Genomic DNA, 26,024 nt, shown 5'->3' with positions numbered 1-26,024 from the left:
GCTATTCGCTCCGGCTCGCCAGCGCGTTCACGGCGGCGACCGTGATGGCGGAACCGCCGAGGCGGCCCTCGACCGTGAGCGCGGCGACCTTCGGATCGGCCATCAGCGCAGCCTTGGATTCGGCCGCGCCGACAAAGCCGACCGGACAGCCGATGATGGCCGCGGGCCGCGGGCAGTTCCGGTCCTCCAGCATGTTGAGGAGATGAAACAACGCGGTCGGCGCGTTGCCGATCGCCACGATGGCGCCGTCGAGATGCGGGCGCCACAGCTCCAGGGCCGCAGCCGAACGGGTGTTGCGCATGGACTGCGCGAGCGCGGGGACGGTCTCGTCGCCCAATGTGCAGATGACTGCGTTGGCCGCAGGAAGCCGCGCGCGCGTAATTCCTTCGGAGACCATGCGCGCGTCGCACAGGATCGGTGCGCCCTTCTGCAAGGCCGCGCGCGCAGCAACCGCCATGCCTGATGTGAAGCGGATATACGCTTCGAGGCCGACCATGCCGGCGGCATGGATCATCCGCACCACCACCTGCTCCTCATCCGGCGTGAAGCGCGCAAGATCGGCTTCGGCCCGGATGGTCGCAAAGGATTGCCGATAGATCGCCGCGCCGTCGGTCTCGTAAATGTACGGCATCAGTGCCCTCCCATCAGGATGGAGGGATCTCTGACGATGTCGTCGCGGTTCAACCCCCGCAGGATGGGCTCATCGCGCGTCGACCCCGCACGCACGAGGTCGAAGCCGGCGCTGGTCGCAACCAGAGTGATGGCGGCGGGACCGGAATGGGCGCAGCCCTTGGCACAGCCGGAGACGTGGAGCCGTGCGGCCGCGCCGATGTTCGGCGCCAGGGCCGCGGCAAGGCCGCGGGTATCGGAATGCGCCTCGCGACAGCGTGGCGCACCGCTACAGGCGATGACGCGCAGCGCAGGGTCGTAGGCCTCGGTGATAAGACCGGTCGCGCTCGGCATCGCGCGCTTGCCCTCGCTCAAAACCATCCGCCACGGCGTCACGCGCAGCGCATGTCCGCAACCGGCGAACTGGTTGAACGTTGCATGCGCCATCTGTCCGAAGGCGACGCCAACCATCGCACCTTGCGCATAGAGGCCGGGACGCGCCGCGGCCATAATCGGCGCCGGCTCGGCCTCGCTGCGCAATTCCGCGGGCAAAATTGCACCAGTGGCAAGATGCGCCGCCATCCGCCCTCGCCCCCCTCTGGCGCCTCCCGAGGTCACGAACCAGTCGGCGAATGCGAGCGCGGTGGTCACGGCCTCGCCGCGCGCGACGGAGCGGCCGAGTTTGCCGCCATCCGCCCGCACCAGCAGTCCGCCGGACTGATCGCGCTCGATCCGCACGTCGGCGGAATCGCCCGCAAGCACGCGTGAGGTGCCGTCATCGATGGCGAATCCGAACTTGGTTGGAAGTTCGAGCGCGCTATCGGCGAGCGCCTCCTCGAGTTCGGCGGCGAGCGATTGGGTCGCGTCCCCGCTACGCCAGAACGGCGTCACGAGGATGTTGCGACGGGATTCGGTGTCAGCGTCGGGGTCCAGCAGCGCCAGTTGCGAAAGGCCGTCGAGCAGCAGCCTGTGGCTGGTCTCGTTGACGCCCCTGATCTGGAGATTGGCCCGGCTGGTCACGTCGATCAGGCCGTTGCCATGACGTTCGGCGAGATGGGCCAGTCCGGAGATCTGGGCCGCGTCGAGCCGTCCGCCGAACGGGCGCACGCGGACCACGAGCCCGTCGCCCGATTGCATCGGGCGCAGCGCGCCGGGACACCAGCCCTTGACCACGGAAGCGCTCATGACGCCTCCCGCAGCGCAGCGGCAATCGAATTGCGGCGCGTACGCCAGAGCGAGGCTTCATGCAGGCGCGTGAAACACGTCTCCATCGCCGCCAGTGCCGCAGGATTCTCGCGGGCCATGAAGGCGCGGACGTCGTCATCGCCGAGCGTCGCATCGTAATAGAGGTCGAACAGATGCGGCGGCACGGCGCCGGCCAGATGCGCGAAGGCGGCCATGTGCTCGAGCGTTGCAGTGATCTCGGCCGCCCCGCGAAATCCGTGGCGCATCATGCCCGCGATCCAGGCCGGATTGGCCGCGCGCGCGCGTACCACCCGCGAGATTTCCTCGGTCAGCGTACGCGCATGCGGCTGCTCGGGGCGCGTCGCATCGAGATGATAGAGCGATGGTCCTGTCGCACCGAGATGGGCTGCGGCGGCCGCAATGCCGGCCTCATGCGCGGCATAGTCGGCCGCGAGCAGAAGATCGGTTTCCGGCAGATCCTGCACGTGCACAAAAGCATCGGCCGATGCGAGCCGCTTCTCGATCCCGGCACGATCGAGCCTGATCTCGCCGTCGGCCGAGAACGCCCATGACGAGGCCGAGAGCCACGCTTCGCCGGCGGCTTCGCGCGTTTCGGGCGTGAAGGCGTCCGGGATTGCCGAGAGGCCGATGCCGTATTGTCCGGGACGCGGCGCGAACACGCGCGATGTGCGGTGGCGATATGGATTTTCGTCGCCCTCGTCTTCGCGGGCCGACAGCGCCTCGGCTGCCGCCTCGAACAATTGCGCAAGGCCCGAGAAGATGTCGCGAAACAGGCCCGAGACACGCAGCGTGACGTCGATGCGGGCCCGGCCAAGCTCGGCAGGCGCGATGATGTCGTAGCCGGTCACACGGCCGGAAGCGTGATCCCAGCGCGGCGCAAGACCAGCCAGATGCAGCGCCATGGCAAACTCTTCGCCTGCGGTGCGCATCGTCGCCGAGCCCCAGAGGTCGACGACGAGGCCCTTTGGCCAGTCGCCGTGATCCTGCAGATGACGGCGGAGCAATTCTTCCGCGAGCTTGATGCCTTGCGCATGCGCCGATGGTGTCGGCACCGCGCGCGGATCGACGGCAAAGAGATTGCGTCCCGTAGGCAGCACGTCCTGGCGGCCGCGATAGGGTGAGCCTGACGGCCCCGGCGCCACGCGCTGTCCTGCAAGCGCGGCCCGCAAGGCGTCGCGTTCCGCGTCGCCGCAGGGGCCGCGGCCGAACACGTGGAGGCCGTCGCCGAACTGACTTTCCTTGAGATCGCAGACGAAGCGATCGATCCGCGGGATCGCTTCGGCCGGCGCGGCCGCTGCATCGAGGCCAAGATCGTCTTCGAGGCCCGCCGCACGTGCCTCGTCACGGATCGCGGCGATCAGACGCTGGCGGCGGCCGGGATCGAGGCCATCGGCCGTCGAGTACTCGTCGAGGAGCTGTTCGAGCCTGCGCAGCCCGTCCGGCACCGCTGATGCCGCGAGCGGCGGCGGCAGATGGCCGACCGTGACGGCACCCAGGCGCCGCTTGGCCTGCGCGGCCTCGCCGGGATCGTTGACGATAAAGGGATAGATGATCGGCAGATCGCCAATCAGGGCTTCCGGCCAGCACGCCTGCGACAGCGCCACGGATTTTCCGGGCAGCCATTCCAGCGTGCCGTGCGCGCCCATGTGCACGACGGCATCACAGCCCTGCGCTCGGAGCCAGAGATAGAACGCGACATAGGCATGGCGCGGCGTGCGGGCGAGATCGTGATAGTCGGCATCGCGCGTGGTCGCATCGCCACGCTCCGGCTGAACCGCGATGATCGACCGGCCGCATTGAATCGCGGCGAAATGGAACGCGCCGTCGCGACAACCCGGATCCTTCTCCGGCGCGCCCCAGGCTTGCGCGAGATCATCCTGCAAGACTTGCGGAAGGCGCGACAGCGCCGCACGGTAATCGGCAACGCTCCAGCTCAGGGTCTGCTTGAGCAGCGTCTCGCCAAGTCCATGGACAGGCGCAATATCGAAGCCGGTCTCCGCGAGGTCGGACACCAGGGCCTCGACCGAGGCTAGCGCATCGAGACCCACCGCGTGCGCGATCTGATGCGGGCGGCCCGGATAGTTGGAGAGCACGAGTGCCATGCGCTTGTCGGCGGCCGGCTTCTCGGCAAGGCGACGCCAGGCCGCAACGCGCGCGGCGACGGCCTTCACGCGCTCCCCGTCGGGCCTGTGTGCCAGATGCGAAAATTGCAAATCGGGATCGCGCATCGCTGCCGATTTGAAGCTCACCACGCCCGCAAACAGGCGGCCGTCGACCTCGGGCAGCACCACATGCATCGCGAGGTCGCCGGGCGAGAGGCCGCGGAGAGAACTCGCCCAGTCCTCGCGGCGTGCCGTGGAGAGCGCGACCTGGAATACCGGGCAGGATGCGGCGTCGAACGGCGTCGTGCCGTCGTCGCCCATCGCCGAGAATGCCGTCGCATTGACGATCGCGGCCGGAGGATTTTGCGCCAGATACTCGCGCAACCAATCCGCAACCCCCGCGGCTTTCAGCGAGGTGACGAACACACCATGCGCGTCGAACCCCTTCTCGCGCAATGCGGCGATCAGGGCATCGACCGGGCCAGTGTCGGCCGCGGTGAGATAGGAGCGATAGAAGGCCACGAGCGCTCGCGGCCTGCCCTCACCCAACGCCGGCGCGGCAATGACACCGCGCGCCGGATCGTAAAAGCCCATCTCAGGAACGGTCGTCTCCCCGATCACGGGGCCGGCATAGAGGCCCGAGGCCAGTGCAAGCTGCGCGATCGCGGCTTGCGATGCGACGGGGCCGCCGGTGTCGCAGAGCACCTTGAGCCGTCGCAGGGTCGAGACCGGCAGGGTCGAATATTCATCCAGCCGCGCGTCGTCGCGGCCGTCGGCCGGCAACACGGCCAGCACGATGCCGCGCTCCTTCGCCAGTTGCTGCAGGGCCGCGAGCCCATACGACCAATAGGATTCCCCGCCGATCAGACGCACGAGGATGCCGCGCGCCTGCGCCAGAGTGCGCTCGATATAGGTGTCGACCGAGAGCGGGTGACGGAGTTCGGCGAGATTGACCAGCCGTAGCGATGGCAGGCTGTCGCGGCCACGGCGCCAGCCGGCCGCGAACGCGGCAAGATCGGAATCCGAATACGAGAGCACCACGAGATCGGCCGGGTCCTGGCCGATGTCCCTTGGTATCGCGGTCTCCTCGAGACCGCGGCTCTCGCGGAAGACGACGTGCATCAGATGCTGAGTCCTGCCCTGATCGCGGCCTCGTCGATATCGCCGTGCTCGCCGATCACGACGAGCTTTGATCGCCTCGCACCCACGCCCCAAGGCTTGTCGAACTGGTGGCGCACGCGCTCGCCGACCGCTTGCAGCAAGAGGCGCATCGGCTTGCCTTCCATCGCGATGTAACCCTTGACGCGCAGCACATTCTGCTCGCGCGCCAGACGCTGAACGGATGCAACCAGCGCGTCGATATCGGCGACTTCAGGAAGATCAATCACGACGGACGCAAAATCGTCGTGCTCGTGATCCTCCTCGCCGTCGTGATGCGAGGGACGCGCGGCGAGATCGTTCTCGGCGGCAGCACCGAGACCGAGGATGAGACGCGCGTCGATCGCGCCGTCGGTGATCGCCAGCATCGGGACGCGACGCGGCATCTCGGCGGTGATCGCCGCCTTGGCCGCTTCGAGACCTGCCGCGTCCGCAAGGTCCGCCTTGGTCAACAGCACGATGTCGGCGCAGGCGATCTGGTCCTCGAACACTTCCGACAGCGGGGTCTCGTGATCGAGATTTTCATCGGCCGCACGCTGCGCCTCGACGGCCGCAGGGTCGGGCGCGAAACGGCCGGCGGCGACAGCTTCGGCATCGGCCAGCGCGATCACGCCGTCGACCGTGATGCGCGAACGGATCTCCGGCCAGTCGAACGCCTTCAGCAAAGGCTTGGGCAGCGCCAGGCCCGAGGTCTCGATCAGGATATGATCGGGCCGGACCGGCCGCGACAGCAGCTTCTCCATGGTCGGAATGAAATCGTCCGCGACGGTGCAGCAGATGCAGCCATTGGCGAGCTCGATGATGTTCTCTTCCGGGCAATTCGCATCGGCGCAGGATTTCAGAATCTCGCCATCGACGCCCTCACTGCCGAACTCGTTGACGAGCACCGCGAGCTTCCTGCCGTTGGCGTTGGCAAGCAGATGCTGGATCAGCGTGGTCTTGCCGGAGCCGAGAAAGCCCGTGACGACCGTGACCGGGACTTTTGCGAGCGAATTCATTCGGCGGCCTCCGGCACGACGGCCATGGGGAAAATGGGGGGAATGCGGGCAAGCGATTGCTTGCGGAAGATCTCCGGGCGGCTGCGCCAGGACACAAGGCCGTCGGGCGCGGCCGCATAGGCCGCGGCGCCTGCGACGACGTCGATCGCATTCGCATCCGACAGACGGCCATAGACATAGGACCAGCGGCCAGGCGCGCTGAGCGCGACCGAGCAACCCTGGTTGCAAGCCGACAGGCATTCGACGGGAACCACGCTGACGCCGTCGGGCACGCCGGCCTCGAGGATCGCACCATGCAGACGTTTGCCGGGCGTCGTCTCGCCCTCGCCAAGCGTCTGGCCGGCGCGGCAGGTGATGCAGACATGAAGTGTGACGGTCATCGCTTCTTCCAGAATAAACAGCGGGAAGCGAAGAGGCCCACGAACCGTTCTTGCGAAGGCCCGTTTCCCCGTCGCGGAACACCCCGTCCGCCGGTCCAAAATCGTCCGCGCTGGCAGGTCTCCCGGCTTGCGGAGCAGGGTTTCCCCTTCGATCCCCGCCTTCCCGATCCCCAGGGGATCAGTGGCTTGGGCATCTCTCCGGTCACGGTCGCGGGGGCGGCTGCATTTTGGAACCAAATCTTGCCGATTCGGACCCTATCGCATTCCCTCTTCGCCTGTCGTAGGACAGGAACCAACGCCGGGCCACCATTTGCCCCCGACCGCCTCTTGTCAAGCCGAAGGACCCCGTCCGATGACGTCAGAACCGGATACCCAGACGGCCGACCAAACCGACGCCCGCCACGCCTCGAAAATGGCGAAGAAGAAGGCCGCCCGCGACAAGATCATGGCGACCAAGAGCGGCGAAAAGGGCCTCATCATCGTCCACACCGGCGCCGGCAAGGGCAAGTCCTCCTCCGCGTTCGGCATGATCGTCCGCTGCGTCGCCCATGGCTTCCCCTGCGCGGTCGTACAGTTCATCAAGGGCGCCTGGGACACGGGCGAGCGTCGCATGCTCACCGGCCATTTCGGTGACCTCTGCCAGTTCCACGCCATGGGCGAAGGTTTTACCTGGGAGACGCAGGATCGCGTCCGTGACATCGCCGCCGCGCGCGCCGGCTGGGAGAAGGCCAAGGAACTGATCCTCGACCAGAATCTCCGCATGGTCGTGCTCGACGAGATCAACATCGCGCTGCGCTACGACTATCTCGATATCGCGGAGGTCGTCGAATTCCTCACGACCTCGAAGCCGCCGATGACGCATGTCGTGCTCACCGGACGCAACGCCAAGGACGAGCTGATCGAGATCGCCGATCTCGTCACCGAGATGACGCTGGTCAAGCACCCCTTCCGCTACGGCATCAAGGCGCAAGCCGGCGTGGAGTTCTAAGAAACTCGCGATGGCGCGCGCATTGATGATCCAGGGGGCCGGCTCGGACGTGGGCAAGTCGCTCATCGTCGCCGGCCTCGCGCGCGCCTTTGTGCGACGCGGCCTGCGCGTGCTCCCGTTCAAGCCGCAGAACATGTCGAACAATGCGGCCGTCACCATCGACGGCGGCGAGATCGGCCGCGCCCAGGCACTCCAGGCACTGGCTGCTCGGGTCGAGCCGCACACCGACATGAATCCGGTGCTGCTCAAGCCCGAGACGGATGTCGGCGCGCAGGTGATCGTGCAGGGAAAACGCATCGCGACCGCGCGTGCGCGTGAATATGCGGCGATGAAACCGTCATTGATGGGCGCCGTGCTGGAGAGCTTCGAGCGGCTGAAGGCGCGCGCAGATCTCGTGCTGGTGGAGGGCGCCGGCAGCCCGGCCGAGGTGAACCTGCGCAAGGCCGACATCGCCAATATGGGCTTTGCGCGCAAGGCCGATGTGCCGGTCGTGCTGGTCGGCGACATCGACCGCGGCGGAGTCATCGCGCAACTCGTCGGCATCAAGACGGTGATCGACCCGGATGACGCCGCGATGATCCAGGGATTTGTCATCAACAAGTTCCGCGGCGATCCCACGCTGTTCGACGACGGCTACAGGCTGATCGAACAAAAGACCGCATGGCGCGGCTTCGGCGTGCTGCCCTGGTTCGCGCGCGCCGGCGAGCTGCCGGCCGAGGATGCGCTGGGCCTGAGCGATGCGCGCAAGCCGGGCCAATGCAAGATCGCCTGTCTCGCGCTGTCGCGGATCGCCAATTTCGACGATCTCGATCCGCTCAAGCTCGAGCCTGGCGTCGATCTCGTGATGGTGCGGCCGGGCGAAGCCATCGCCGGCGACGTGCGCCTCGTCATCATTCCCGGTTCGAAATCCACCCGCGGCGACCTCGCCTTCCTGCGCGCCCAGGGCTGGGACATCGATCTCCTGGCGCATCACCGCAGAGGCGGCCATGTGCTCGGCCTCTGCGGCGGATATCAGATGCTCGGACGCAGCGTCACGGATCCCGATGGGATCGAGGGCCCCGCGGGCGACACAGCGGGTCTCGGGCTTCTGGATGTCGCGACGGTGATGAGCCCGGAGAAGACGCTGACGCGTGTCGCGGCCGTGCATGCCGCGACGGATCAGCCGATCGAGGCTTATGAAATCCACATCGGGCGCACCGATGGGCCGGATCGCGCGCGGCCATTCGCAAGGCTGAATGGCGAACCGGAAGGCGCGATCTCGCGCGACGGACGCGTGCAAGGCAGCTATCTGCACGGCCTGTTCACGTCGGATGATTTCCGCAAGGCGTTTTTGGCGAAGCTCGACATTCCTGCCGGCGACGTGCCCTATCACGCCAGGGTCGAAAGCGCGCTCGATGCCCTCGCCAATCACATCGAAGCTCATCTCGACGTCGACGGCCTGCTCGCGCTAGCGCGCTAGAGCCTCGGCCAGGCGCGACCATTCGGATTCGCCGCCCGGAAGCCCGAGGCGCAGCCAATTCGGCTCTCGCGCGAACACGCGCGACCAGATATGGCGACGCGCCAGCTTCTCCTGCGCGGGAAGCGCGCCAGGCGTCCCGTAGAGACGAAACAGCTGCGTCCCGCCAACGAGCGTCCAGCCTTGCGACCGCACCATGCCATCGAGACGAACGCAGTCCCGCGCGAGCCGCGCGGACGTGGCCTCGGCCCAGGTATCATCACGCAGAGCTCGGCAGCCGATCGCGATCGCCGCTCCCGAGACCGGCCAAGGCCCCAATATCGCCGCGATCCTGCTGATGTCGGACGAATTGCCGAGCGCGAAACCGAGCCGCAGGCCGGCAAGGCCGTAAAACTTTCCGAAGGAGCGCAGAATCAACAGCCCCGGCCGATCCTCGGATGCAAGCGATAGCTGCGGGGCCGCATCGGCAAAACTCTCGTCGACGACGAGACGGCCGACGCGCGGCAGCACCGCCAGCAAATCCTTTGGCGTATGACATCGGCCGTCGGGATTGTTGGGATTGACAACAATGGCGAGGTCGGCGCCCACCAGCGCGTCGAGTTCCCCGACCTCCTGGACCTCCCAGCCCGCAGCCGAGAGGACCCCGGCATATTCGTTGTAGGTCGGCGCGAGGATGCGCGCGCGGCCGGGCAGCGCGAGTTGCGGCAGCAGTTGAATCGCGGCCTGTGCGCCGCCGAGCGCGACAACCGCCGCGCTCGTGCGATAAGCGTGCCGCGCCGCCTGATGCAGCGCCTCGATTTCGCCGCGGGACGGCAACGCGCTCCACGCGCGCGCGCTCACCTCGCCCACGGGATAAGGCAGGCGGTTGATCCCGGTCGACAGATCGATCCAATCCTCCGCGCGACCGCCGAAACGCTGCTGGGCCTGATCGAGATTTCCACCGTGCTCGCGCATGCGCTGTTCTTTCACGCGAAGGCCAGGATCGCAAGGACACCGGCGAGCAGCAGCATGGCGCGGCGGTAAACCGTCAATCCCCGATCGATATCGGCAGCAAGCGGATCGCGCGCACCCTCATTCAGCCATGGCTCGATTGTGGTGCTGCCGTGATAAATCCGTGGACCGCTGAGCCGCACATCAAGCGCACCCGCCATCGCTGCTTCCGGCCAGCCGGCATTGGGCGATCGATGTCGGCGTGCATCGCGCATCATGCACGACAGCGCCTCCGATCGCCGTGGCGCCAGCAGCACGAACAGACATCCGGTCAGCCGCGCCGGAATGACATTGGCGACATCGTCGATGCGCGCCGCTGCCCAGCCGAAGGCTTCGTGCCGTTCGCTGCGATGGCCGATCATGGAGTCCAGCGTGTTGATCGCCTTGTAGCCCAAAATGCCGGGCAAGCCGAACAGCGCGCCCCAGAACACCGGTGCGACGATGCCGTCGGAGGCATTCTCGGCGAGGCTCTCGATCGCTGCACGCGCGATCCCGGCCTCGTCGAGCGTCAGGGGATCGCGGCCAACGATGCGCGAGACCGCGTCGCGTGCGGCGGCGATGTCACCGGCCCGCATCGGGTTTGCGACGGCAGCAACGTGGTCGTGCAACGAGCGCAGCGCAACCAACGGCCAGCCGAGGACGCCGACCAGCACGATCTGGATCCAGCCTAAGGGAAGCAAGGATTGAACTGCCCAGCCGAGGGCGACGGAGAGCGCGATCACCGCGAGCGCTCCGGCAAGACCAGCGGCGCGGCGAAATGCCGGCGGATCGGACGGTCGATTCCAGGCGTTATCGATGGCAGAGATCAGCCGGCCCAGCCACGTGACGGGATGGCCGATGTGCGCGAACAACCACGACGGCCAGCCCAACAGGGCATCCACCGCCATCGCCACCGCCATCGCACCCGCAAAACCCACAGCCGCCTCCTGTCCCGCCCCTGTTGCGCAAACCACGACCAGAGCGCAAGTCCCCGATTGGCGGATTTCGGCTTTGTTTTTGGTCGCGTTTGGTGATTAGTCAGGCCCACAGGAGACCTTTATGACCGTCATCTTGATCACGGGCGGAGCGCGATCGGGCAAGAGCAAGCGCGCGGAAATGCGCACGCGCGCCTTTCCCGGGCAGCCGGTCTATGTCGCGACGGCCGAGGCTCTCGATGCCGAAATGGAGGCGCGCATCGCGAGGCATCGCGCGCGCCGCGGAACCGACTGGATCGAACGCGAAGTGCCGCTCGATCTCGTCCCCGCGCTGGTCGCAACCGACGGCGGCGGCGCGCGGCTCGTCGATTGCCTGACGTTGTGGCTCTCCAACCTCATGCATGCGGAGCGCGATTGGGAACGAGAGGTGAGCGAGTTTGCCGGCGCCCTGCCCCGCTTGAAAAGCCCCGTCGTTCTCGTCACCAATGAAGTCGGCCTCGGCATCGTGCCCGACAACGCGCTGGCGCGCAGCTTTCGCGACGCCGCCGGGATCATGAACCAGATCATCGCTGATGTCGCCGACGAGGTCGAATTCATCGTCACCGGCCTACCGATGAAACTGAAATGATGCCGCGCGACCAATTCTTGCCCGACGTCATCGCCGATCTCAGGATGGCGGCATCGTTCATGACGATCCTCCCGGTCGCTCCTTCGAAGCCCGCAGCTGACGGCACCGTCGCGCGCGCGACCTGGGCGCTGCCCGTCGCGGGACTGCTGGTCGGCCTTGCCGGCGCCTTGGTCTACAAGCTCGCGAGCCGGTTCGGTCTGACACCGAGCCTCGCCGCCCTGCTCGCGTTGGCCGCGACCGCCCTCGTCACCGGCGCGCTGCACGAGGACGGCCTTGCCGATACCGCCGACGGGCTCGGCGGCGGCCGCACCCGCGAGCGCAAGCTCGAGATCATGCGCGACAGCCGGATCGGCACCTATGGCGTCTGCGCGCTGATCCTGTCGTTCGGCCTGCGCTGGAGCGCGCTCGCGGTGATCGCCAATCCGTGGATGGTCGCGCTCGCGCTGTGCGCTGCGCATACTGCGGCCCGCGCGGGCTTGCCGGCCTTCATGTCACAGGTAGCGCCTGCGCGACCTGACGGCTTGTCGGCGAGCGCCGGATCACCGCCGGGCCGCAGTGTTGCGATCGCATTCGCTGTTGGAATCCTCGCGCTCACGCTCGCGCTTGGGCCCGGCAAGGCGCTAGTGAGCCTGTTCCTGCTCTCCCTCGCCGGCCTGATGCTGGCGCGACTTGCCATCCGCCAGATTGGCGGGCAGACCGGCGACATCCTCGGCGCATTTGAGCAGACTGGCGAGATTCTGATCCTGCTGGTTGCCGCAGCTTTCCAGATCGGAGGGTGACGCGATGGTCGAATTCGACGACACCTTCCGCCAGCACTTGCGCGAGCTGTTCGTGTGGCGCCGCGACGTGCGCCGCTTTCGCGCCGATCCGCTGCCTGACGGCGCCATCGATCGCCTGATCGAGACGGCCTGCCTCTCGCCTTCGGTCGGCCTCAGCCAGCCCTGGCGCTTCGTCATCGTCGACGACGTCGCACGGCGTCGCGCCGTGATCGACGACTTCAAAGCGTGCAACGCCGACGCGCTGAATGCCTATGCCGGTGAGCGCGCAGCGCGCTACGCCACGCTGAAACTCTCGGGTCTCGAACAGGCCCCCGGCCACCTCGCCGTGTTCGCGGACAAGGCCAGCGACACCGGTCACGGCCTCGGCCGCGCGACGATGCCGGAGACGACGGAATATTCCGTGGTCGCGGCGATCACCGCGATGTGGCTCGCCGCGCGCGCCGAGGGCATCGGGCTTGGCTGGGTCTCGATCCTCCATCCGGATCGCATCCACGCCGTTCTCGACGTGCCCGATACCTGGAAATTCATCGCCTATCTCTGCATCGGCTATCCGGAAATCGAATGCGACCGGCCCGAGCTGGAACAGGCGAAGTGGGAGCAGCGGCGCGGCGCAGCGGAATTCACCCTGCGGCGTTAATCAGGCGACGTCGGAAATCCGTCGTCATTGCGTGCGGCTGCCGGCGTAGGGAATACGGTATCGGGCTGCCAAACGTGCGAATGAACAGTCACAAGCGCATTTTTTCATCAATTGTGGACGCCGGCTGTTCGCGCTAAGCATCGGGTTGGGGCAAACCATCATGCAAAGACATCCATGACCGAACGGCCTTCCGCTCTCGCGGTGGATCGCCGCGGGTTCATTCGGCTTGCGGGCACGACCGCTGCGGGCTGGCTGGCGCTCGGCGCAACATCTGATCGCATGCGCATCGTCGCATCGCTGACCGCATTGCGGCTCGACGACGAATTGACCAGAAGAAGCATGATCGACAGCCCTACCTCTCGCCTGGGCGGCCTCATCGTGGGCTTGAGGCAGCGAGGCTGGGTCGAAGGCGTCAATTTCCGCTTCGAGCTCCGTTCGACCTTCGGCGCACCGGATAGGCTGAAGACCGCGGTGCAGGAATTGCTGGCGCTCAATCCGGATGTGATCCTGACCGGCTCGACGGTCGAAACCGCGGCCGTCCTGGAAGCCACCAAAACCATCCCGATCGTGTTCGCGACCGCGAACGATCCCGTCGGCAACGGCTTCGTCGAAAGCCTGGCCCATCCGGGCGGCAACGTGACCGGCTTCACCAACAGCACGGCCGAGATGGGCGGCAAATGGCTTCAGCTCATCCGGGAGGCCGTGCCGGATCTTGCGCGTGTCGGCATCCTGTTCAACCCGGCGACCACACCTCGCGGCGGCCGCTTCTTCCTCGATTCCATCGAGCAAGAGGCAGCCCTGTCCGGCGTGTCCGTGGTCCCCGCCCCCGTGAGCGCGCCGACGGAGATCGACGAAGCCGTCAGGCGCTTTACCGAACCGCCCAAGGCGGCGATGATCGCGCTCGTCGACAGCTTTCTGGTGGTCAACCGGCAGGCGATCATCGCGGCAACCGCGAAATATCGCGTGCCCACGATTTACCCGTTCCATTATTTCATGGATGCGGGCGGCCTGATGAGCTACGGGCCGACGCTCGAAGTGCGCTCGGCTGACTATGTCGATCTCATCCTGCGCGGCACCAAGGCCGGCGATCTGCCGGTGCAATCGCCGCGAAAATACGAACTCCTGATCAACCGCACGGTCGCCCGCACGCTGGATCTGACGATACCATTCACGCTGCTCGCGCGCGCCGACGAGATCCGCGAGTGAACGAGACGATCGACCAGGGAGATTTGCGGCCACCTCCCGGCCGGCTGTTCCGCAAATACCTCTACTCGATCGTCGCGCTCGCTTTTGCCGCGCTCGCCATCAACACCGGCTTCGACGTCTGGTTCTCCTATCGCGAGCAGAAGCAGCTCCTGGCGGCGACCCAGCGCGAGCAGGCCGCAAGCGCCGCCATCCAGATCGGCCAGTTCATCGGCCAGATCGAAAACCAGATCAGATGGCTCTCGCGCCTGCCCCCGGAACTGTCCACGAACGAGGACCAGCGCCTGAACGCCATCCGCCTCCTGCGCCTCTCGCCTGCGATTGCGGAAATCGCCGAGCTCGACGCCCAAGGCCGCGAGCAGGTGCGCGTGTCGCGCCGTGTCGCGGACAGGATCGGCAGCAAGGCCGACCTCTCCGCTTCGCAGGCCTTCCGCGGCGCGAATGAAAGCCGCGCCTATTACGGGCCGGTCTACTTCCTCGGCGACACCGAGCCGTTCATGACGCTCGCCACGCGCGGGACCGGCCTCACGCCCGATGTGATTGTCGCCGAAGTCAATCTTCGCTTCATCTGGGACCTCGTCGCCGGGATCAGGGTCGGCAACACCGGCAAGGCCTATGTGGTCGATCGGATGGGGCTGTTGATCGCGCATCCCGATCTGTGGCCGGCATTGCGCCGCAGCGATCTCTCCGGCCATGCCGACGTCCGCGCCGCGCTCGATGGCGTCGGGCCGCCCTCGGGCGGCCTGGTCAAGGAGGATCTGTCCGGTCAACGCGTGCTGTCGACCTACGCGACGGTCCCCTCGCTGGGCTGGCTGGTGTTCGTCGAGCTCCCGCTCACCGAAGCCTATGCACCGATCTATGCGTCGATCGGACGCTCGACTTTTCTCCTGGTCATCCTGCTGGCATGTGCGGTGTTGGTCTCCCTCTTTCTGAGCCGGCGCATGACCGTGCCGATCCAGATCCTGACGCAGGGTGCGCGGCGGATCGGCAGCGGCGACCTCGGCCTGCGGCTCGCGATCAAGACCGGTGACGAGCTGGAGGCGCTCGGCGATCAATTCAACCGGATGGCCGCTCACTTGCGCGAATCCTATGCGACGCTCGAGCGCAAGGTGATTGAGCGCACCTCCGAACTGGAAAAGACCCGCGACCAGGCCCTTGCCGAGCACGATGCCGCCGAGCGCGCGCGTAGCGCGGCGGTGGCGGCCAACGAGACCAAATCGCGCTTTCTCGCGGTCGTCAGCCACGAGCTGCGCACGCCGCTGAACGGCGTCATGGGCGTGCTGCAACTGCTCGACGATGGCAGCCTCGGCGAGGCGCAGCGGCGTCACCTCACGACCGCGGCCGCGTCGGGCGAAACGCTGATCGCGCTGGTCGACGGCATCCTCGAATATGCGCGCCTGGAGGCCAGCGCCGAGACTCTGGAGACCCGCGATTTCCGCCTCGACCAGCTCATCGAGACGGCGGCCGATCTGATGCGTCCGCAGGCCTCTCGCAAGGGCCTCTCCTTCGATCTCGCCTGCGATGCGACGGTCAACACCTCCGTGCACGGCGATCCGGTGCGGCTCAATCGCATTCTGCTCAATCTGATCGGCAACGCGATCAAGTTCACCCCGCGCGGCGGCATCGGTTTGAGTGCGGCCGCCGAGGGACATGACGATCATGTGCTGCTGCGCATCACCGTTCGCGATACCGGCATCGGCATCGCGCCCGACATGCACGAGCGGATTTTCGAGGATTTCGTCCAGGCCGACGACAGCATCGCGCGGCGGTTCGGCGGCACCGGCCTTGGACTGGCGATCGCGCGGCGCCTCACCCGCCTGATGCGCGGCGAGCTGACGGTGGCGAGCGCGCCGGGCACGGGCAGCTCGTTCATGCTTGAGGTACCGCTTGGTCTCGCCACGACCGACATCGCGCAAGGCGCGGTTCAGCCGCCATCGCGGCAGCTTCGCGTGCTGCTGGTCGACGACGACCCCGTCAATTGCGAGGTCGGCGAAGCGATGTTGAAGAGGCTCGGCCACCACGCGACCATCGCCACGAACGGCGCGTTGGCCATCGCGCTCGCCCGCGATCAGGCGTTCGACATCATCCTGATGGATCTGCACATGCCCGACATGGACGGAGTCGAGGCGGCATCGCGAATCGGCAAGCTCGGTCTGCCGACCATGCCGCGCATCATCGCGGTAACCGCCGACATGTCGCGCCGCGCCCGCGAGCGGCTCGCGGGCGCGGGCATTGCCAGGATCGTCAGCAAGCCGATCCTGATCAATGCGCTGCGCGAGGCGATCGAGGACGATGCCCAGAACCAGCCAGCCGTGCCGCAACTCGCCGCAGGCGCATTGATCGACCGGCATTTCCTTGACGACCAGAAGGAGCTGCTGGGCGCGGCGCAGATCGCAAAACTCCACCACCTGCTGGAACAGACCAGTGCAAAGCTGGTCGAGGACATCGCCAAGGCAGCAGTGATTGGCGATCCCACGCAGCTCGCGCGATCCGCACACCAGCTCGGCAGCGGCGCGAGCGCGCTCGGCCTGGTCCGCCTGTTTGAATTTTGCCGTGAGGTCGAGCTGGCGGCACTCACGATGACCTCGCCCGAATGCCAGGGCGCCGCCCGTGAGCTCGCTGCGCTTCGAGAGGCCTCGATGAGCGCGCTGGACGATCTGCTTCGTCCGGCGGAGCAGCGTACGATCAGCTAGATGCGCTCGAGTTCTTATTTTGGGCCCGAAGAAAAATCTGGTGAGCCTTATCAGTCCAGATCAAGGCAGGCGCCTTACATCAGACTGCCGGGGCGACCTTTTCCGCACTCGACTGCACCGGCTTTGTCGCCTCCAACTCTCCCCCTCTCATGGTTTTTCGATACCAGTACGGAATCGTGACCCCAAAGAGCGCACCGATTGAGGCGCTGAGCAGGCACGGTATCAACAGCAGGTGCTGTACTGTCGGCTGGTTCACGCTCAACCAGCGCATCACGAGAAAGCCCGAAAAGCCCATGAGTACAGCCAGCCCGGCGCTCTCCGCCCACCTGAGCCACCACGGTTCGTGATCCGCTTCGATTGTATCGTCACACGCAAAAGCCAATGCTATTGAAAGCACGGTGGGGAGCAGCAGCCATTTGGCCTGGGCCACGAACGGCAGGATCGGATGAACGGCATCTACTGGAAAATGCGCCCGAAGCAGATAGAAGCAAAACGAAATCGGCAGCGTTATCGTGAGGGTACATGCGCCAGAGATCAGATAAGACAGAGTAGGCCTTTCCCTGACGCAACGATAATCTGCAAAATTCCACAACTGCTTCGGTGCGAGGGCACACACCGCCGCGATTGACTGATTGACCGCCACAAGCATCCCGATGCCTAATGCCCTGCCCAAATCGCCGCCGGCCAGGGAAATCGTCACTATGACGAACAGCGCGACAACCCCGGCGAAGTCCAAGCTCAGCAGATTTAACGGCAGGCGGATCAGAGACGGCCGTTGAATGGAAAAGCCAATCCTTGCAAACTGGTGAGCGACTTCGCTGTCGCTATTGCAACTGTACAGGAGCACTCTGGCAAGCATCAACCGAATGTCCTCGTAGGCTTCGAGTGCATAAGAACGAAACTGGTCAACCGGCTCCGCCGCCGGCTCAAGCTGACGCTGAGCGATCTGACTTGTGAGAGTGAAAAACGCCACGGACTGAGCGAAGAAGCTGCTCATCTTCTTCTCGAAAGTGGCTCGCTCTTCGGGAAAGTCGGCGGAATAAGCAGTCCAACCGGGCAGATTGCTCAAGGCAACGTAGAGCGCCAGACATCGCGTGAACCGAAAGCGCACGCTGTCCAAGGTGAAATCGGGCTGCAGCTGCGCGGCTAGAGAGTCAGGCAGAAGCGTGCTGTTGGCGATATAAAACTTAGTGTCTGCGACCAATCTTTCAGAAATCGTAAGCTGCGTCATGTTGATCCGCTGCGCCCAACGAACAGCTCCAAGCGGGATCGCGCCCATACGGTGAAAAAAACGCAGCATGGCACCGTCAACGTCCCGCAGAACAGGAACCGATGGCAGCAACGTCGTTAGGATAAGCGCGGCCACAAGTGGCGCATCAAGGCTCTTCAATCCTTCAGGAATGGGGCTTGGCGAGTACAGGAGACCAAGCAATTCTGGCTTGTGGGCAAGGGTCCAGCTCAAGAACATCAGAAGCCCGATGCACGAAATGATATACGTCACGTAACTGCTGTAATACTGAAAGCGGGTTGTCTCTGACCTGAGCGTCCTAGGCGTGGCAAAACGATGTGCGGCGTAAAAGGCCGTCAACACTCCCGCCACAAGGTGCGCCGCGTCGAGGTGGATTGCTGTGAAAAATTGATCGATCATAGCGTGCCTCCAAAACAATAAGGCATCTGCAATCGGCTGAATCCATTCGCACAGCCGCACTACGCGTTACATTGCCAGAAACACTGACGAGCGGTTGTGAACCAGCTCACAATGCTCGCGACGTTTGGTCTCGGACGGACTCTCGCAAGCCCTCCTGCCGGCAGATCCATGGATCTATAGCTTGGCCTCTGTATGTCTGCTCCCGCCGGCTTCGTCGCCCTCACAGCCAAAACGCTCAACCAGGAAATCAATGAACAGCCGCACCTTCACCGAGAGATGTCGGGTCGGCGGATAGACCGCATAGAGCGCAAGCGGCGGCGCGGAATAATCGTCCAGCACAGTTCGCAGCTCGCCCTTCCTCAAGGAATCGGCGGCGATGAACTCCGGGAGCAGCGCGAGCCCCCTGCCCTTGACCGCGACATCACGCAGCACTTCGGCATTGTTGACGCAGAGCGACCATGCCGGCTGGATCCAGTGATCGCCGTCGGTGCCAGTGAGCTTCCACTGATTGCCCGTAAGCAGGAAGCCGTAGGTCAGCGAGGCGTGCCCGCGCAGATCCTGCGGATGTTTTGGCGTACCGTGACGTGCGAGATAATCGGGTGAAGCGCAGATCATGCGCGCGACCGGCGTGACTTTTCGCGCGATCAAACTCGACGATTCCAATTCCGCGATGCGCAAGGTCACGTCAAAACCGTCCTGGACGGGATCGAGCAGGTCGTCGCTGAGCACGATCTGGAGCTGCAGCTCCGGATATCGCGCCATGAAATCGGCAAGCACCGGCCCGAGCCGCAGGGTGCCGAACGACATCGGCGCGTTCACGCGCAACAGGCCGCGCGGCGCCGACTGGGCTTGCGCCACGGCCTGGTCGGCCGCCTCGATCTCCGACAGGATCACAACCGCGCGCTCGAAATAGCGCTGGCCGTTCTCGGTCGGGCTCGCATGGCGCGTGGTCCGGTTCAGGAGCTGCACGCCGAGGCTTTCTTCGAGGTCGGCGATGTATTTGCTGATCGCCGAGCGTGAAAGCCGCAACTGCCGGCCCGCCTCGGCAAAACTGCCGCTTTCGACCACCTTTACGAAGGCCCGGAGGCTGGCGACCTTATCCATGGACTGGCGCCGGCGATTGTTTCCAAATCGTAGACATAGACGTCATATTTGCATGGATTGTCTCCAATCCAAAGCAGAACGATATTTCCGGTCAGAGCAAGACCGCTCCGCGAGCTTTGGAGGACGACAATGTCTGGACTGCACCACGTCACCGCGATTGCGGGCGACCCCATCAGGAATTTCGGCTTCTACACCCGGGATCTCGGCCTGCGCTTCGTCAAGAAGACGGTCAATTTCGACGATCCCGGCACCTATCACTTCTATTATGGGGACGAGACCGGCCGCCCCGGCACCATCCTGACCTTTTTTCCCTGGGCTGGCGTGCCGGCCGGGCGCCGCGGCGTCGGTGAAACGCACCAGACCGCCTTCCGCGTGCCGCAAGGCTCGCTCGGCTATTGGACGCAGCGCTTCGTCGAGAAGGGCATCGCTTACGAGGCGCTGGAGAAGCGCTTTGGCGAGTCCGTGCTGCCGTTCACAGACCCTGATGGCATGGCGCTCGCGCTCGTCGGTGTCCCCGGCGCCGACAGCGAGCCCGGCTGGAGCAATGGCGACGTTCCCGCCGAACATGCGATCCGCGGCTTCCACGGCGTGACCTTGCTGCTCGACAGCGCGGCGAAGACGGCTGCCGTCCTCACCGACGTGTTCGGCTTCAAGGAGACGGCGCGCGAAGGCTCCGTGATCCGCTTCAAGGCGTCCGGCGATGTCGAAGGCAGCGTGGTCGACATCTACGAAGCCAAGGGCTTTTTGCGCGGGCACCAAGGTGGCGGCTCCGTGCATCACATCGCCTTCCGCGCGGTCGACGACGCCGAGCAGGGCAAGATGGCGCAAAAGCTCGTGAGCAATCACGGCCTGCACCCGACCGAGCAGAGGGACCGCAACTACTTCCGCTCGATCTACTTCCGCGAGCCCGGCGGTGTGCTGTTCGAGATCGCGACCGATATCCCCGGCTTCGCCGTCGACGAGCCCGTTGCGACGCTGGGACGCGACCTCAAGCTGCCTGGCTTCCTCGAAGCGCAGCGCAAGCAGATCGAGGCTGTGTTGCCGAATTTGGCAGAGAGCGTGTCATGACCGAGAGTTCATTCGTCCATCGTTTCGAGCCCGCGACCGGCGCGGGCTCCCCTCCTCTCCTGCTACTGCACGGCACCGGCGGCGACGAGAACGACCTGCTCGGACTTGGCAGGATGATCTCGCCTGGCTCGGCTATGCTCTCGCCGCGCGGCCGCGTGCTCGAGCACGGCATGCCGCGTTTCTTCCGCCGCTTGGCCGAGGGCGTGTTCGACGAGGACGACGTGCGCCGCCGCGCGCACGAACTCGGCGGCTTCGTCGCGGAGGCACGGCAGCGCTACGGCGTCGCCGCGCCGGTCGCGGTCGGCTTCTCCAACGGAGCCAACATCGCAGCCGCACTGTTGCTGCTGGAGCCGAACGTGCTGGCAGGCGCGATCCTGCTCCGCGCGATGGTGCCGCTGTCGGATCCGCCGAAGGCTGAGCTCGGCGGCAAGCCCGTCCTGCTTCTGTCAGGGCAGGCTGATCCGATCGTTCCAGCGAACAATTCCGCGAAGCTTGCTTCGCTGTTGTCGGAAGCCGGAGCGCGGGTCGAACACAAGGTTCTGCCGGCGGGCCATCAATTATCGCAAGCCGATGTGGCGCTCGCCCGCGACTGGATCGGCACATTCGCCGCCGAAGTCGTCTGATCCCGAAGAGCGGCGCATCGTTGTCGGTGCGCCGCGGCTTCACTCGAACCAGCCGCGCCGCTTGAACCAGATCAGCGGCAGCACGCCGCTTGCAATGATGGCGAGCCACGCCAGCGGATAGCCGAACGTCCAGTCCAGCTCCGGCATGTGCTTGAAGTTCATGCCCCAGATGCCGACCATGATCGTGGGCGGCACGCCGACGACCGAGACGATCGTCAGGATCTTGAAAAGCTCGTTCTGCTGGATGTTGATGAAGCCGAGCACGGCATCGAGCAGAAGCTGGATCTTGTCCGACAATCGCGTCTCGTAGTCGCCGAGCGAAGCGACATCCTTGGAGACGGCTTCGAGGCGCTTCTTCGACGCGGGCGTGATCCACTCGCTCCCGACATCGCCGGCAAACGAGGCGACGCGGCCGACGCCAAGCAGGACATCGCGCGCCTTGGCCAGCCGATCGGCCAGCTCCCCGATGTTCTCCAGCGCCTCGCGCATCCGCCGGCTGGAGCGGACCGGCCGCTTGGTGCGAACGAGCCCGCCTTTGAAGACGCCGCGCGAGAGCCTGTCGACCTTCGCCCCGAGATGCTCAAGAACATCGGCCCCGCGGTCGACCATGGCCTCGACCAGGCTGGTGAACACGCACATGCCGTTCTCCAGACTGTCATCGGAACCGATACGCTTGCCGATGTCCTCGAAGATCGGCAGTTGCGCAAAGCGCACCGTCACCAGCACGCGCGGGCCGATGACGAATCCCACCGGCGTGATCTCGGCCTCGTTGTTCTCGTTGAGCCGGACCGCCGGCGAGCTGAGATAGAGCGTGCCGTTGTCGAGGATCAGGCGGCTCGACGCTTCGATCTCGCTGAGCGAATCCTCGGACGGGACGCGTATCCCGAGCAATCGTTCGACGAACTGCTTTTCGTCCGCGGTCGCGTCCACGAGATCAGCCCAGATGATCTCGGACGGCATCTGCGCGCCGATCTTCTGCCAGTCGTCGGATGGCCACCTGTACAGTTTGAGCAAGAACCGAACTCCGCATACCCTCGCGCCGGATCGCACGGCCTGCGGCCATCCTGCGCCGAGCTAACGCGTGAGGGTTCCGAACGTTCTCTCCCAATTGAAGAGATCGTCACGAGACCGGTCCAAACAAAGACCTCAAAAACAACCCCATGCACAGTAGCCGGGGGCAGTTATTTCAACGACTTGCGCGCACGTGATGATTGCGCCGGCCCGATGCTCCCCCGACAGAGATCGTCACCGAAATCGCGCAATCGACCTGCGCGACCCTACTCCCACCCCCATGTCGAGAAATCATTCTCGAACTGCGGGACTTCCTTCCAGACGCCTTTCAGCTTCTTGCTGACGACGGTGGGCCATTGCGGCTGGAACAGGTAGGCGGAGGCTGCGTCGGTTGCCAGCATACGCTGGGCGTCGCCGAGAAGCCTGGCACGCGCCGTGTCGTCCGGCGTTGACACGATCTGCTTGTACAGTGCGTTGAAAGCCTCGTTGTTGTAGCCGAGGTAATAGTCGGGCTCGGTGACCTTGACGAGGTCGAATGGCTCGACGTGGCTGACGATGGTGAGGTCGAAATTATGCGGGCCATTGCCGGCGAACACCTGCGAGAGCCATTGCGCCCATTCCACGTTCTCGATCTTGGCGACGATGCCGACCTTGGCGAGCTGGGCCGCGACAATCTCGCCGCCTTGCCGCGCATAGGGCGGCGGCGGCAGCTTCAGCGACAGCTCGAGCGGCGCGGTGACTCCAGCCTCGGCGAGCAGCTTCTTGGACTTTTCGGGATCGTAAGGGTTGATGCCGGTGGTATCGACATAGCCGAGCGATCCCGGCGTGTAGAAGCTGCCGATCGGCGTCCCGAATCCTTCGACGGCACCCTCGATGATCGCCTTGCGGTCGATCGCAGCGAGAATCGCGCGGCGAACGCGGACGTCGTCGAGCGGCTTCTTCCGATGATTGATGGCGACAATGGTCTTGGCCTTGGAGCCGCCGATCAGAACCGTGAAGCGCGGGTCGGCCCTGAACTGGGCAACGACGCGAGTCGCGATGCGCGGAAAAGCGTCTACGTCGCCCGAGAGCAGCGCCGCGGCCTGAGCAGCGGGATCAGAAATGAAACGGATCGTCACCTTGGAGAGCTTGATCGCGGATGCGTTGCGATAGTCGGCCCATTTATTCAGGGTCATCGACGACCCCTTGGCCCAGGCGCCGAACTGGTAAGGTCCGGTCCCGACCGGCTGCGTGACATTGGTTGGCGCGCTTTTCGGCTCGACGATCGAGGCGCTTGCCTGCCCCATCAAGAACGGGAAGTTCGGCTCGGGGTTTTTCAGGGTGATCACGACCGTGTCGGCATCGGGCGCGGCAACGGACTCGAAGCTCTGGAACAGGCTCTTGTCCTTGTTGGTGCTGGTGGCACCAGCATTGCGTTCGAACGAGAACTTCACCGCGGCGGAATCGAACGGCTCGCCGTTATGAAATTTGACGCCCTTGCGCAGCTTGAACGTATAGGTCTTCAGATCGGGCGAGGCCGTCCAGCTCTCCGCCAGCAATGGCGAGGTCGAGCCGTCTTCGTTGATCTTGGTCAGCGTCTCGTAGATGTTGTAGAGCGTGACCTCGGCGATCGCCGCGGCGGCGGCGTTGGTCGGATCGAGCCCAGGGGGCTCCAGCGTCATGCCCATGACGACGCTGTCCTTCTTGCCTTGCGCCAGTACCGGCAGCGGTGCCGCAGCAAACGCAGCGGCACATGCGACGACGAATAATTTCCTGAGCATGCGTAACTCCCCGGCCTTCCGTTGTCCCAACCTACGCCAATCCCGGCGCGGACGCTAACCTTCCACGGGCAATTGCGGCAACGCCATCACGGCCGCCGCCTTGTGGCAGGCGGACAGATGCGTCTCGCCCACCTTGCGTAGCTCAGGCAGAACCTCGCGGCAATGCTGATCGGCGAGCGCGCATCGCGAGACATAAGGACACCCGGCCGCGACCGCCGATTGCGAGGCAATCGCCTGGGCCCCGCGCCGCCGCCGGCCGCCGCCGGCGCGCACCCGCGGCACGGCCTCCAGTAGCGCTCGCGTGTAGGGATGGCCGCAACGCTCGAACAAATCCTCCGGCTGCCCCTGCTCGACGATACGGCCGAGATACATCACCGCGACCTCGTCGCAGAGGTAGTCGACGACGGCCAGGTCGTGGCTGATCAGGACGTAACTGAGGCCGAACTGTTCCTGGAGGTCCTGCATCAGGTTCAAGACTTGCGCCTGCACGGAGACGTCGAGCGCGGAGACCGGTTCGTCGGCGACGATCAACTTCGGCTGCGTGATCAGCGCGCGCGCGATGGCGATGCGCTGGCGCTGGCCGCCGGAGAATTCGTGCGGATATTTCTCAATGTCGGCATCGCGCAGGCCCACCTGCCGCAGCACCGCGGAGACGCGGGCACGGAACGTATTCCGGTCGGCGTCTTCCAGCACGGTGAGCGGCTCGGCGACGATACGCGCGATGGTCTGGCGTGGGTCGAGCGATCCGTAGGGATCCTGGAACACCATCTGGAAATCGCGGCGGGCGCGGCGCAGCTCGTCCGCGGAGATGCGGTTGAGGTCGCGGCCGAGCAGCGCGACCTGACCCGATGTCGGCCGCTCCAGCGCCATCACCACCCGCGCAAAGGTCGACTTGCCGGAGCCGGATTCGCCGACGATGCCGAGGCTCTTGCCGGCGTCGACCCGCACGCTGACACCGTTGAGCGCGCGCACATGCCCCGGCGGGTGAAACACGCTTTCGCGCGGCAGCATGTAGCGCTGCTCGAGATCCTTCACGTCGAGAAGAGGCGCCGTGCTCATACGGTCAGCGCTCCGACGCGTTCGGCCATGGAAACGTCGGTCCGGATGCAGCGCACGAAGTGGCCGGGTCCGACGTCCACCATCGCTGGAAGCGCAGCCCGGCACCGCTCGATCACGAGCGGACACCGATCGGCGAAGGTGCAACCGGAAGGCAGATCGGCGAGTTCCGGCACCGTGCCCGATATCGTCGTCAGCCGCGTCCCCTTGCGTGCGCCGAGTTTCGGTCGGGCGCGGAACAGGCCCTGCGTGTAGGGATGGCCCATCCGGCGGAACACCTCGTCGGTCGGTCCGCTCTCGATGATCGTGCCGCCGTACATCACCATCATGCGTTGCACGTTCTCGGCGATGACGCCGAGATCGTGCGAGATCAGGATCATGGACATCCCGCGCTCTTCGACGAGATCGGCGATGAGGTCGAGGATCTGGCCCTGAATGGTGACGTCGAGCGCGGTGGTTGGCTCGTCCGCGATCAGAAGGTCGGGCTCGCAGGCGAGTGCCATCGCGATGGTGACGCGCTGACGCTGGCCGCCGGAGAACTGGTGCGGATAGGCATCAACGCGCCTCGCCGGATCGGGCAGCCCGACGCGGTCGAGCAAGGCGATCGTTTCTCGCCGCGCCTGCGATGCCGAAAATTTCCTGTGGCGCCGCAGCGGCTCGGCGACCTGGTGGCCGATCGTGTGCATCGGGTTGAGCGCGGTCATCGGCTCCTGGAAGATCATGCTGATGCGATTGCCGCGCAGCCGACAATAATCCGTGTCCGACAAACCAGCGAGTTCGCCGCCATCCAGCTTGATGCTGCCGGTGACGGCCGCGCTGTCCGGCAGCAGCCCCATCAGCGACAACGCCGTCACCGACTTGCCGCAGCCGGATTCGCCGACGAGCCCGAGCGTCTCGCCGCGCTTCAGGGCAAAGCTGACGCCGCGCACGGCCTGTGCCGGCCCGCGGCTGGTGTTGAGGCGCACGCCGAGATTTTCGACCTCGATTAATGGCGTGGTCGAGCGCTCGCCCAT

General features: G+C 65.4%; 22 protein-coding genes and 1 riboswitch. Of the genes, 9 read left to right on the top strand and 13 right to left on the bottom strand.

Translation table 11 applies throughout. The annotated features are described in order from the left end of the window. Position 1: 1 nt before the first annotated feature. The 5 genes from AC0L3S_RS01225 to AC0L3S_RS01205 are packed head-to-tail and all read right to left on the bottom strand — an operon-like array spanning position 2 to position 6,453. Complete coding sequence (locus AC0L3S_RS01225) at positions 2-631, bottom strand: precorrin-8X methylmutase (RefSeq protein ID WP_473277829.1); 630 nt, start codon at positions 629-631, stop codon at positions 2-4. Continuing rightward, positions 631-1,794, bottom strand: a complete 1,164-nt coding sequence (cobG, locus tag AC0L3S_RS01220) for a precorrin-3B synthase (protein ID WP_473277828.1) — start codon at positions 1,792-1,794, stop codon at positions 631-633. The genes AC0L3S_RS01225 and cobG overlap by 1 nt, the downstream gene beginning before the upstream one ends. After that, entirely contained in the window at positions 1,791-5,039 is a 3,249-nt protein-coding gene (cobN, locus tag AC0L3S_RS01215; protein WP_473277827.1) for a cobaltochelatase subunit CobN, read from the bottom strand. Before cobN ends, cobG begins: the two co-directional genes overlap by 4 nt. Beyond that, on the bottom strand, positions 5,039-6,073 hold the full coding sequence (gene cobW / locus AC0L3S_RS01210; RefSeq protein WP_473277826.1) for a cobalamin biosynthesis protein CobW: 1,035 nt from the start codon (positions 6,071-6,073) through the stop codon (positions 5,039-5,041). Before cobW ends, cobN begins: the two co-directional genes overlap by 1 nt. Then, positions 6,070-6,453, bottom strand: coding sequence for a DUF1636 family protein (locus AC0L3S_RS01205; protein ID WP_473277825.1), 384 nt, complete (start codon positions 6,451-6,453; stop codon positions 6,070-6,072). The genes cobW and AC0L3S_RS01205 overlap by 4 nt, the downstream gene beginning before the upstream one ends. 95 nt (positions 6,454-6,548) lie before the next feature. Further along, positions 6,549-6,765, bottom strand: a riboswitch (cobalamin riboswitch). Positions 6,766-6,805: 40 nt separating this feature from the next. Between AC0L3S_RS01205 and cobO the strand changes: the two genes are divergently transcribed. Both cobO and AC0L3S_RS01195 read left to right on the top strand, forming a co-directional pair. Continuing rightward, the gene (cobO, locus tag AC0L3S_RS01200; protein ID WP_473277824.1) at positions 6,806-7,441 is read left to right on the top strand and encodes a cob(I)yrinic acid a,c-diamide adenosyltransferase; all 636 of its coding nucleotides are present in this window, start codon (positions 6,806-6,808) and stop codon (positions 7,439-7,441) included. Between the two features lie 10 nt (positions 7,442-7,451). Next, positions 7,452-8,900: a cobyric acid synthase gene (locus tag AC0L3S_RS01195; protein WP_473258258.1), complete on the top strand. Its 1,449-nt coding sequence runs from the start codon at positions 7,452-7,454 to the stop codon at positions 8,898-8,900. Here AC0L3S_RS01195 and cobD read toward each other — a convergent pair. Both cobD and cbiB read right to left on the bottom strand, forming a co-directional pair. Then, the gene (cobD, locus tag AC0L3S_RS01190; RefSeq protein WP_473277823.1) at positions 8,889-9,851 is read right to left on the bottom strand and encodes a threonine-phosphate decarboxylase CobD; all 963 of its coding nucleotides are present in this window, start codon (positions 9,849-9,851) and stop codon (positions 8,889-8,891) included. The genes AC0L3S_RS01195 and cobD overlap by 12 nt on opposite strands. A gap of 11 nt (positions 9,852-9,862) precedes the next feature. After that, the gene (gene cbiB / locus AC0L3S_RS01185) at positions 9,863-10,804 is read right to left on the bottom strand and encodes an adenosylcobinamide-phosphate synthase CbiB (RefSeq protein ID WP_473277822.1); all 942 of its coding nucleotides are present in this window, start codon (positions 10,802-10,804) and stop codon (positions 9,863-9,865) included. Positions 10,805-10,925: 121 nt separating this feature from the next. On the opposite strand from cbiB, the gene cobU reads away from it, so the two are divergent. From cobU to AC0L3S_RS01160, 5 genes are all read left to right on the top strand, one after another. Then, a complete protein-coding gene (gene cobU / locus AC0L3S_RS01180) occupies positions 10,926-11,429 on the top strand; it encodes a bifunctional adenosylcobinamide kinase/adenosylcobinamide-phosphate guanylyltransferase (RefSeq protein ID WP_473277821.1) in 504 nt (167 codons plus the stop codon). Next, a complete protein-coding gene (gene cobS / locus AC0L3S_RS01175; RefSeq protein WP_473277820.1) occupies positions 11,426-12,208 on the top strand; it encodes an adenosylcobinamide-GDP ribazoletransferase in 783 nt (260 codons plus the stop codon). The genes cobU and cobS overlap by 4 nt, the downstream gene beginning before the upstream one ends. A 4-nt stretch (positions 12,209-12,212) precedes the next feature. Next, positions 12,213-12,845, top strand: coding sequence for a 5,6-dimethylbenzimidazole synthase (gene bluB, locus AC0L3S_RS01170; protein ID WP_473277819.1), 633 nt, complete (start codon positions 12,213-12,215; stop codon positions 12,843-12,845). 174 nt (positions 12,846-13,019) lie between these two features. Beyond that, positions 13,020-14,051 (top strand): ABC transporter substrate-binding protein, encoded by a 1,032-nt coding sequence (locus tag AC0L3S_RS01165; RefSeq protein ID WP_473277818.1) that lies wholly within the window; start codon positions 13,020-13,022, stop codon positions 14,049-14,051. Then, positions 14,048-16,741, top strand: a complete 2,694-nt coding sequence (locus AC0L3S_RS01160) for a hybrid sensor histidine kinase/response regulator (RefSeq protein ID WP_473277817.1) — start codon at positions 14,048-14,050, stop codon at positions 16,739-16,741. Before AC0L3S_RS01165 ends, AC0L3S_RS01160 begins: the two co-directional genes overlap by 4 nt. 79 nt (positions 16,742-16,820) lie before the next feature. Here the strand turns inward: AC0L3S_RS01160 and AC0L3S_RS01155 are convergent, their stop codons facing one another. Together AC0L3S_RS01155 and AC0L3S_RS01150 are read right to left on the bottom strand one after the other, a co-directional pair. Next, entirely contained in the window at positions 16,821-18,389 is a 1,569-nt protein-coding gene (locus tag AC0L3S_RS01155; RefSeq protein ID WP_473258284.1) for a hypothetical protein, read from the bottom strand. 174 nt (positions 18,390-18,563) lie between these two features. Beyond that, positions 18,564-19,493 carry a LysR family transcriptional regulator gene (locus tag AC0L3S_RS01150; protein ID WP_473277816.1) on the bottom strand — a complete coding sequence of 310 codons (930 nt, stop codon included), beginning with the start codon at positions 19,491-19,493 and terminating at the stop codon, positions 18,564-18,566. Positions 19,494-19,622: 129 nt separating this feature from the next. Between AC0L3S_RS01150 and AC0L3S_RS01145 the strand changes: the two genes are divergently transcribed. Both AC0L3S_RS01145 and AC0L3S_RS01140 read left to right on the top strand, forming a co-directional pair. Then, the gene (locus AC0L3S_RS01145; RefSeq protein WP_473277815.1) at positions 19,623-20,561 is read left to right on the top strand and encodes a ring-cleaving dioxygenase; all 939 of its coding nucleotides are present in this window, start codon (positions 19,623-19,625) and stop codon (positions 20,559-20,561) included. Beyond that, positions 20,558-21,184 carry an alpha/beta hydrolase gene (locus AC0L3S_RS01140; RefSeq protein ID WP_473277814.1) on the top strand — a complete coding sequence of 209 codons (627 nt, stop codon included), beginning with the start codon at positions 20,558-20,560 and terminating at the stop codon, positions 21,182-21,184. Before AC0L3S_RS01145 ends, AC0L3S_RS01140 begins: the two co-directional genes overlap by 4 nt. Positions 21,185-21,223: 39 nt before the next feature. Here AC0L3S_RS01140 and AC0L3S_RS01135 read toward each other — a convergent pair whose 3' ends face one another. The 4 genes from AC0L3S_RS01135 to AC0L3S_RS01120 form a co-directional block, all read right to left on the bottom strand. Continuing rightward, positions 21,224-22,198: a magnesium transporter CorA family protein gene (locus AC0L3S_RS01135; RefSeq protein ID WP_473277813.1), complete on the bottom strand. Its 975-nt coding sequence runs from the start codon at positions 22,196-22,198 to the stop codon at positions 21,224-21,226. 263 nt (positions 22,199-22,461) lie between these two features. Continuing rightward, a complete protein-coding gene (locus AC0L3S_RS01130) occupies positions 22,462-23,955 on the bottom strand; it encodes an ABC transporter substrate-binding protein (protein ID WP_473277812.1) in 1,494 nt (497 codons plus the stop codon). Positions 23,956-24,009: 54 nt separating this feature from the next. Then, the gene (locus AC0L3S_RS01125; RefSeq protein ID WP_473277811.1) at positions 24,010-25,014 is read right to left on the bottom strand and encodes an ABC transporter ATP-binding protein; all 1,005 of its coding nucleotides are present in this window, start codon (positions 25,012-25,014) and stop codon (positions 24,010-24,012) included. Continuing rightward, positions 25,011-26,024: an ABC transporter ATP-binding protein gene (locus tag AC0L3S_RS01120; RefSeq protein ID WP_473277810.1), complete on the bottom strand. Its 1,014-nt coding sequence runs from the start codon at positions 26,022-26,024 to the stop codon at positions 25,011-25,013. Before AC0L3S_RS01120 ends, AC0L3S_RS01125 begins: the two co-directional genes overlap by 4 nt.

The organism is Bradyrhizobium sp. Ken01, from assembly GCF_055807355.1.
The sequence above is the reverse complement of the archived record's forward strand: the minus strand, read 5'-3'. Positions and strand labels throughout refer to the sequence as shown.

Coding starts and splice junctions, on each gene's coding strand:
- AC0L3S_RS01225 (WP_473277829.1), bottom strand. CDS start 631: ATGCCGTACATTTACGAGACCGACGGCGCGGCGATCTATCGGCAATCC.
- cobG (WP_473277828.1), bottom strand. CDS start 1,794: ATGAGCGCTTCCGTGGTCAAGGGCTGGTGTCCCGGCGCGCTGCGCCCG.
- cobN (WP_473277827.1), bottom strand. CDS start 5,039: ATGCACGTCGTCTTCCGCGAGAGCCGCGGTCTCGAGGAGACCGCGATA.
- cobW (WP_473277826.1), bottom strand. CDS start 6,073: ATGAATTCGCTCGCAAAAGTCCCGGTCACGGTCGTCACGGGCTTTCTC.
- AC0L3S_RS01205 (WP_473277825.1), bottom strand. CDS start 6,453: ATGACCGTCACACTTCATGTCTGCATCACCTGCCGCGCCGGCCAGACG.
- cobO (WP_473277824.1), top strand. CDS start 6,806: ATGACGTCAGAACCGGATACCCAGACGGCCGACCAAACCGACGCCCGC.
- AC0L3S_RS01195 (WP_473258258.1), top strand. CDS start 7,452: ATGGCGCGCGCATTGATGATCCAGGGGGCCGGCTCGGACGTGGGCAAG.
- cobD (WP_473277823.1), bottom strand. CDS start 9,851: ATGCGCGAGCACGGTGGAAATCTCGATCAGGCCCAGCAGCGTTTCGGC.
- cobU (WP_473277821.1), top strand. CDS start 10,926: ATGACCGTCATCTTGATCACGGGCGGAGCGCGATCGGGCAAGAGCAAG.
- cobS (WP_473277820.1), top strand. CDS start 11,426: ATGATGCCGCGCGACCAATTCTTGCCCGACGTCATCGCCGATCTCAGG.
- bluB (WP_473277819.1), top strand. CDS start 12,213: ATGGTCGAATTCGACGACACCTTCCGCCAGCACTTGCGCGAGCTGTTC.
- AC0L3S_RS01165 (WP_473277818.1), top strand. CDS start 13,020: ATGACCGAACGGCCTTCCGCTCTCGCGGTGGATCGCCGCGGGTTCATT.
- AC0L3S_RS01155 (WP_473258284.1), bottom strand. CDS start 18,389: ATGATCGATCAATTTTTCACAGCAATCCACCTCGACGCGGCGCACCTT.
- AC0L3S_RS01150 (WP_473277816.1), bottom strand. CDS start 19,493: ATGGATAAGGTCGCCAGCCTCCGGGCCTTCGTAAAGGTGGTCGAAAGC.
- AC0L3S_RS01145 (WP_473277815.1), top strand. CDS start 19,623: ATGTCTGGACTGCACCACGTCACCGCGATTGCGGGCGACCCCATCAGG.
- AC0L3S_RS01140 (WP_473277814.1), top strand. CDS start 20,558: ATGACCGAGAGTTCATTCGTCCATCGTTTCGAGCCCGCGACCGGCGCG.
- AC0L3S_RS01130 (WP_473277812.1), bottom strand. CDS start 23,955: ATGCTCAGGAAATTATTCGTCGTCGCATGTGCCGCTGCGTTTGCTGCG.
- AC0L3S_RS01125 (WP_473277811.1), bottom strand. CDS start 25,014: ATGAGCACGGCGCCTCTTCTCGACGTGAAGGATCTCGAGCAGCGCTAC.
- AC0L3S_RS01120 (WP_473277810.1), bottom strand. CDS start 26,024: ATGGGCGAGCGCTCGACCACGCCATTAATCGAGGTCGAAAATCTCGGC.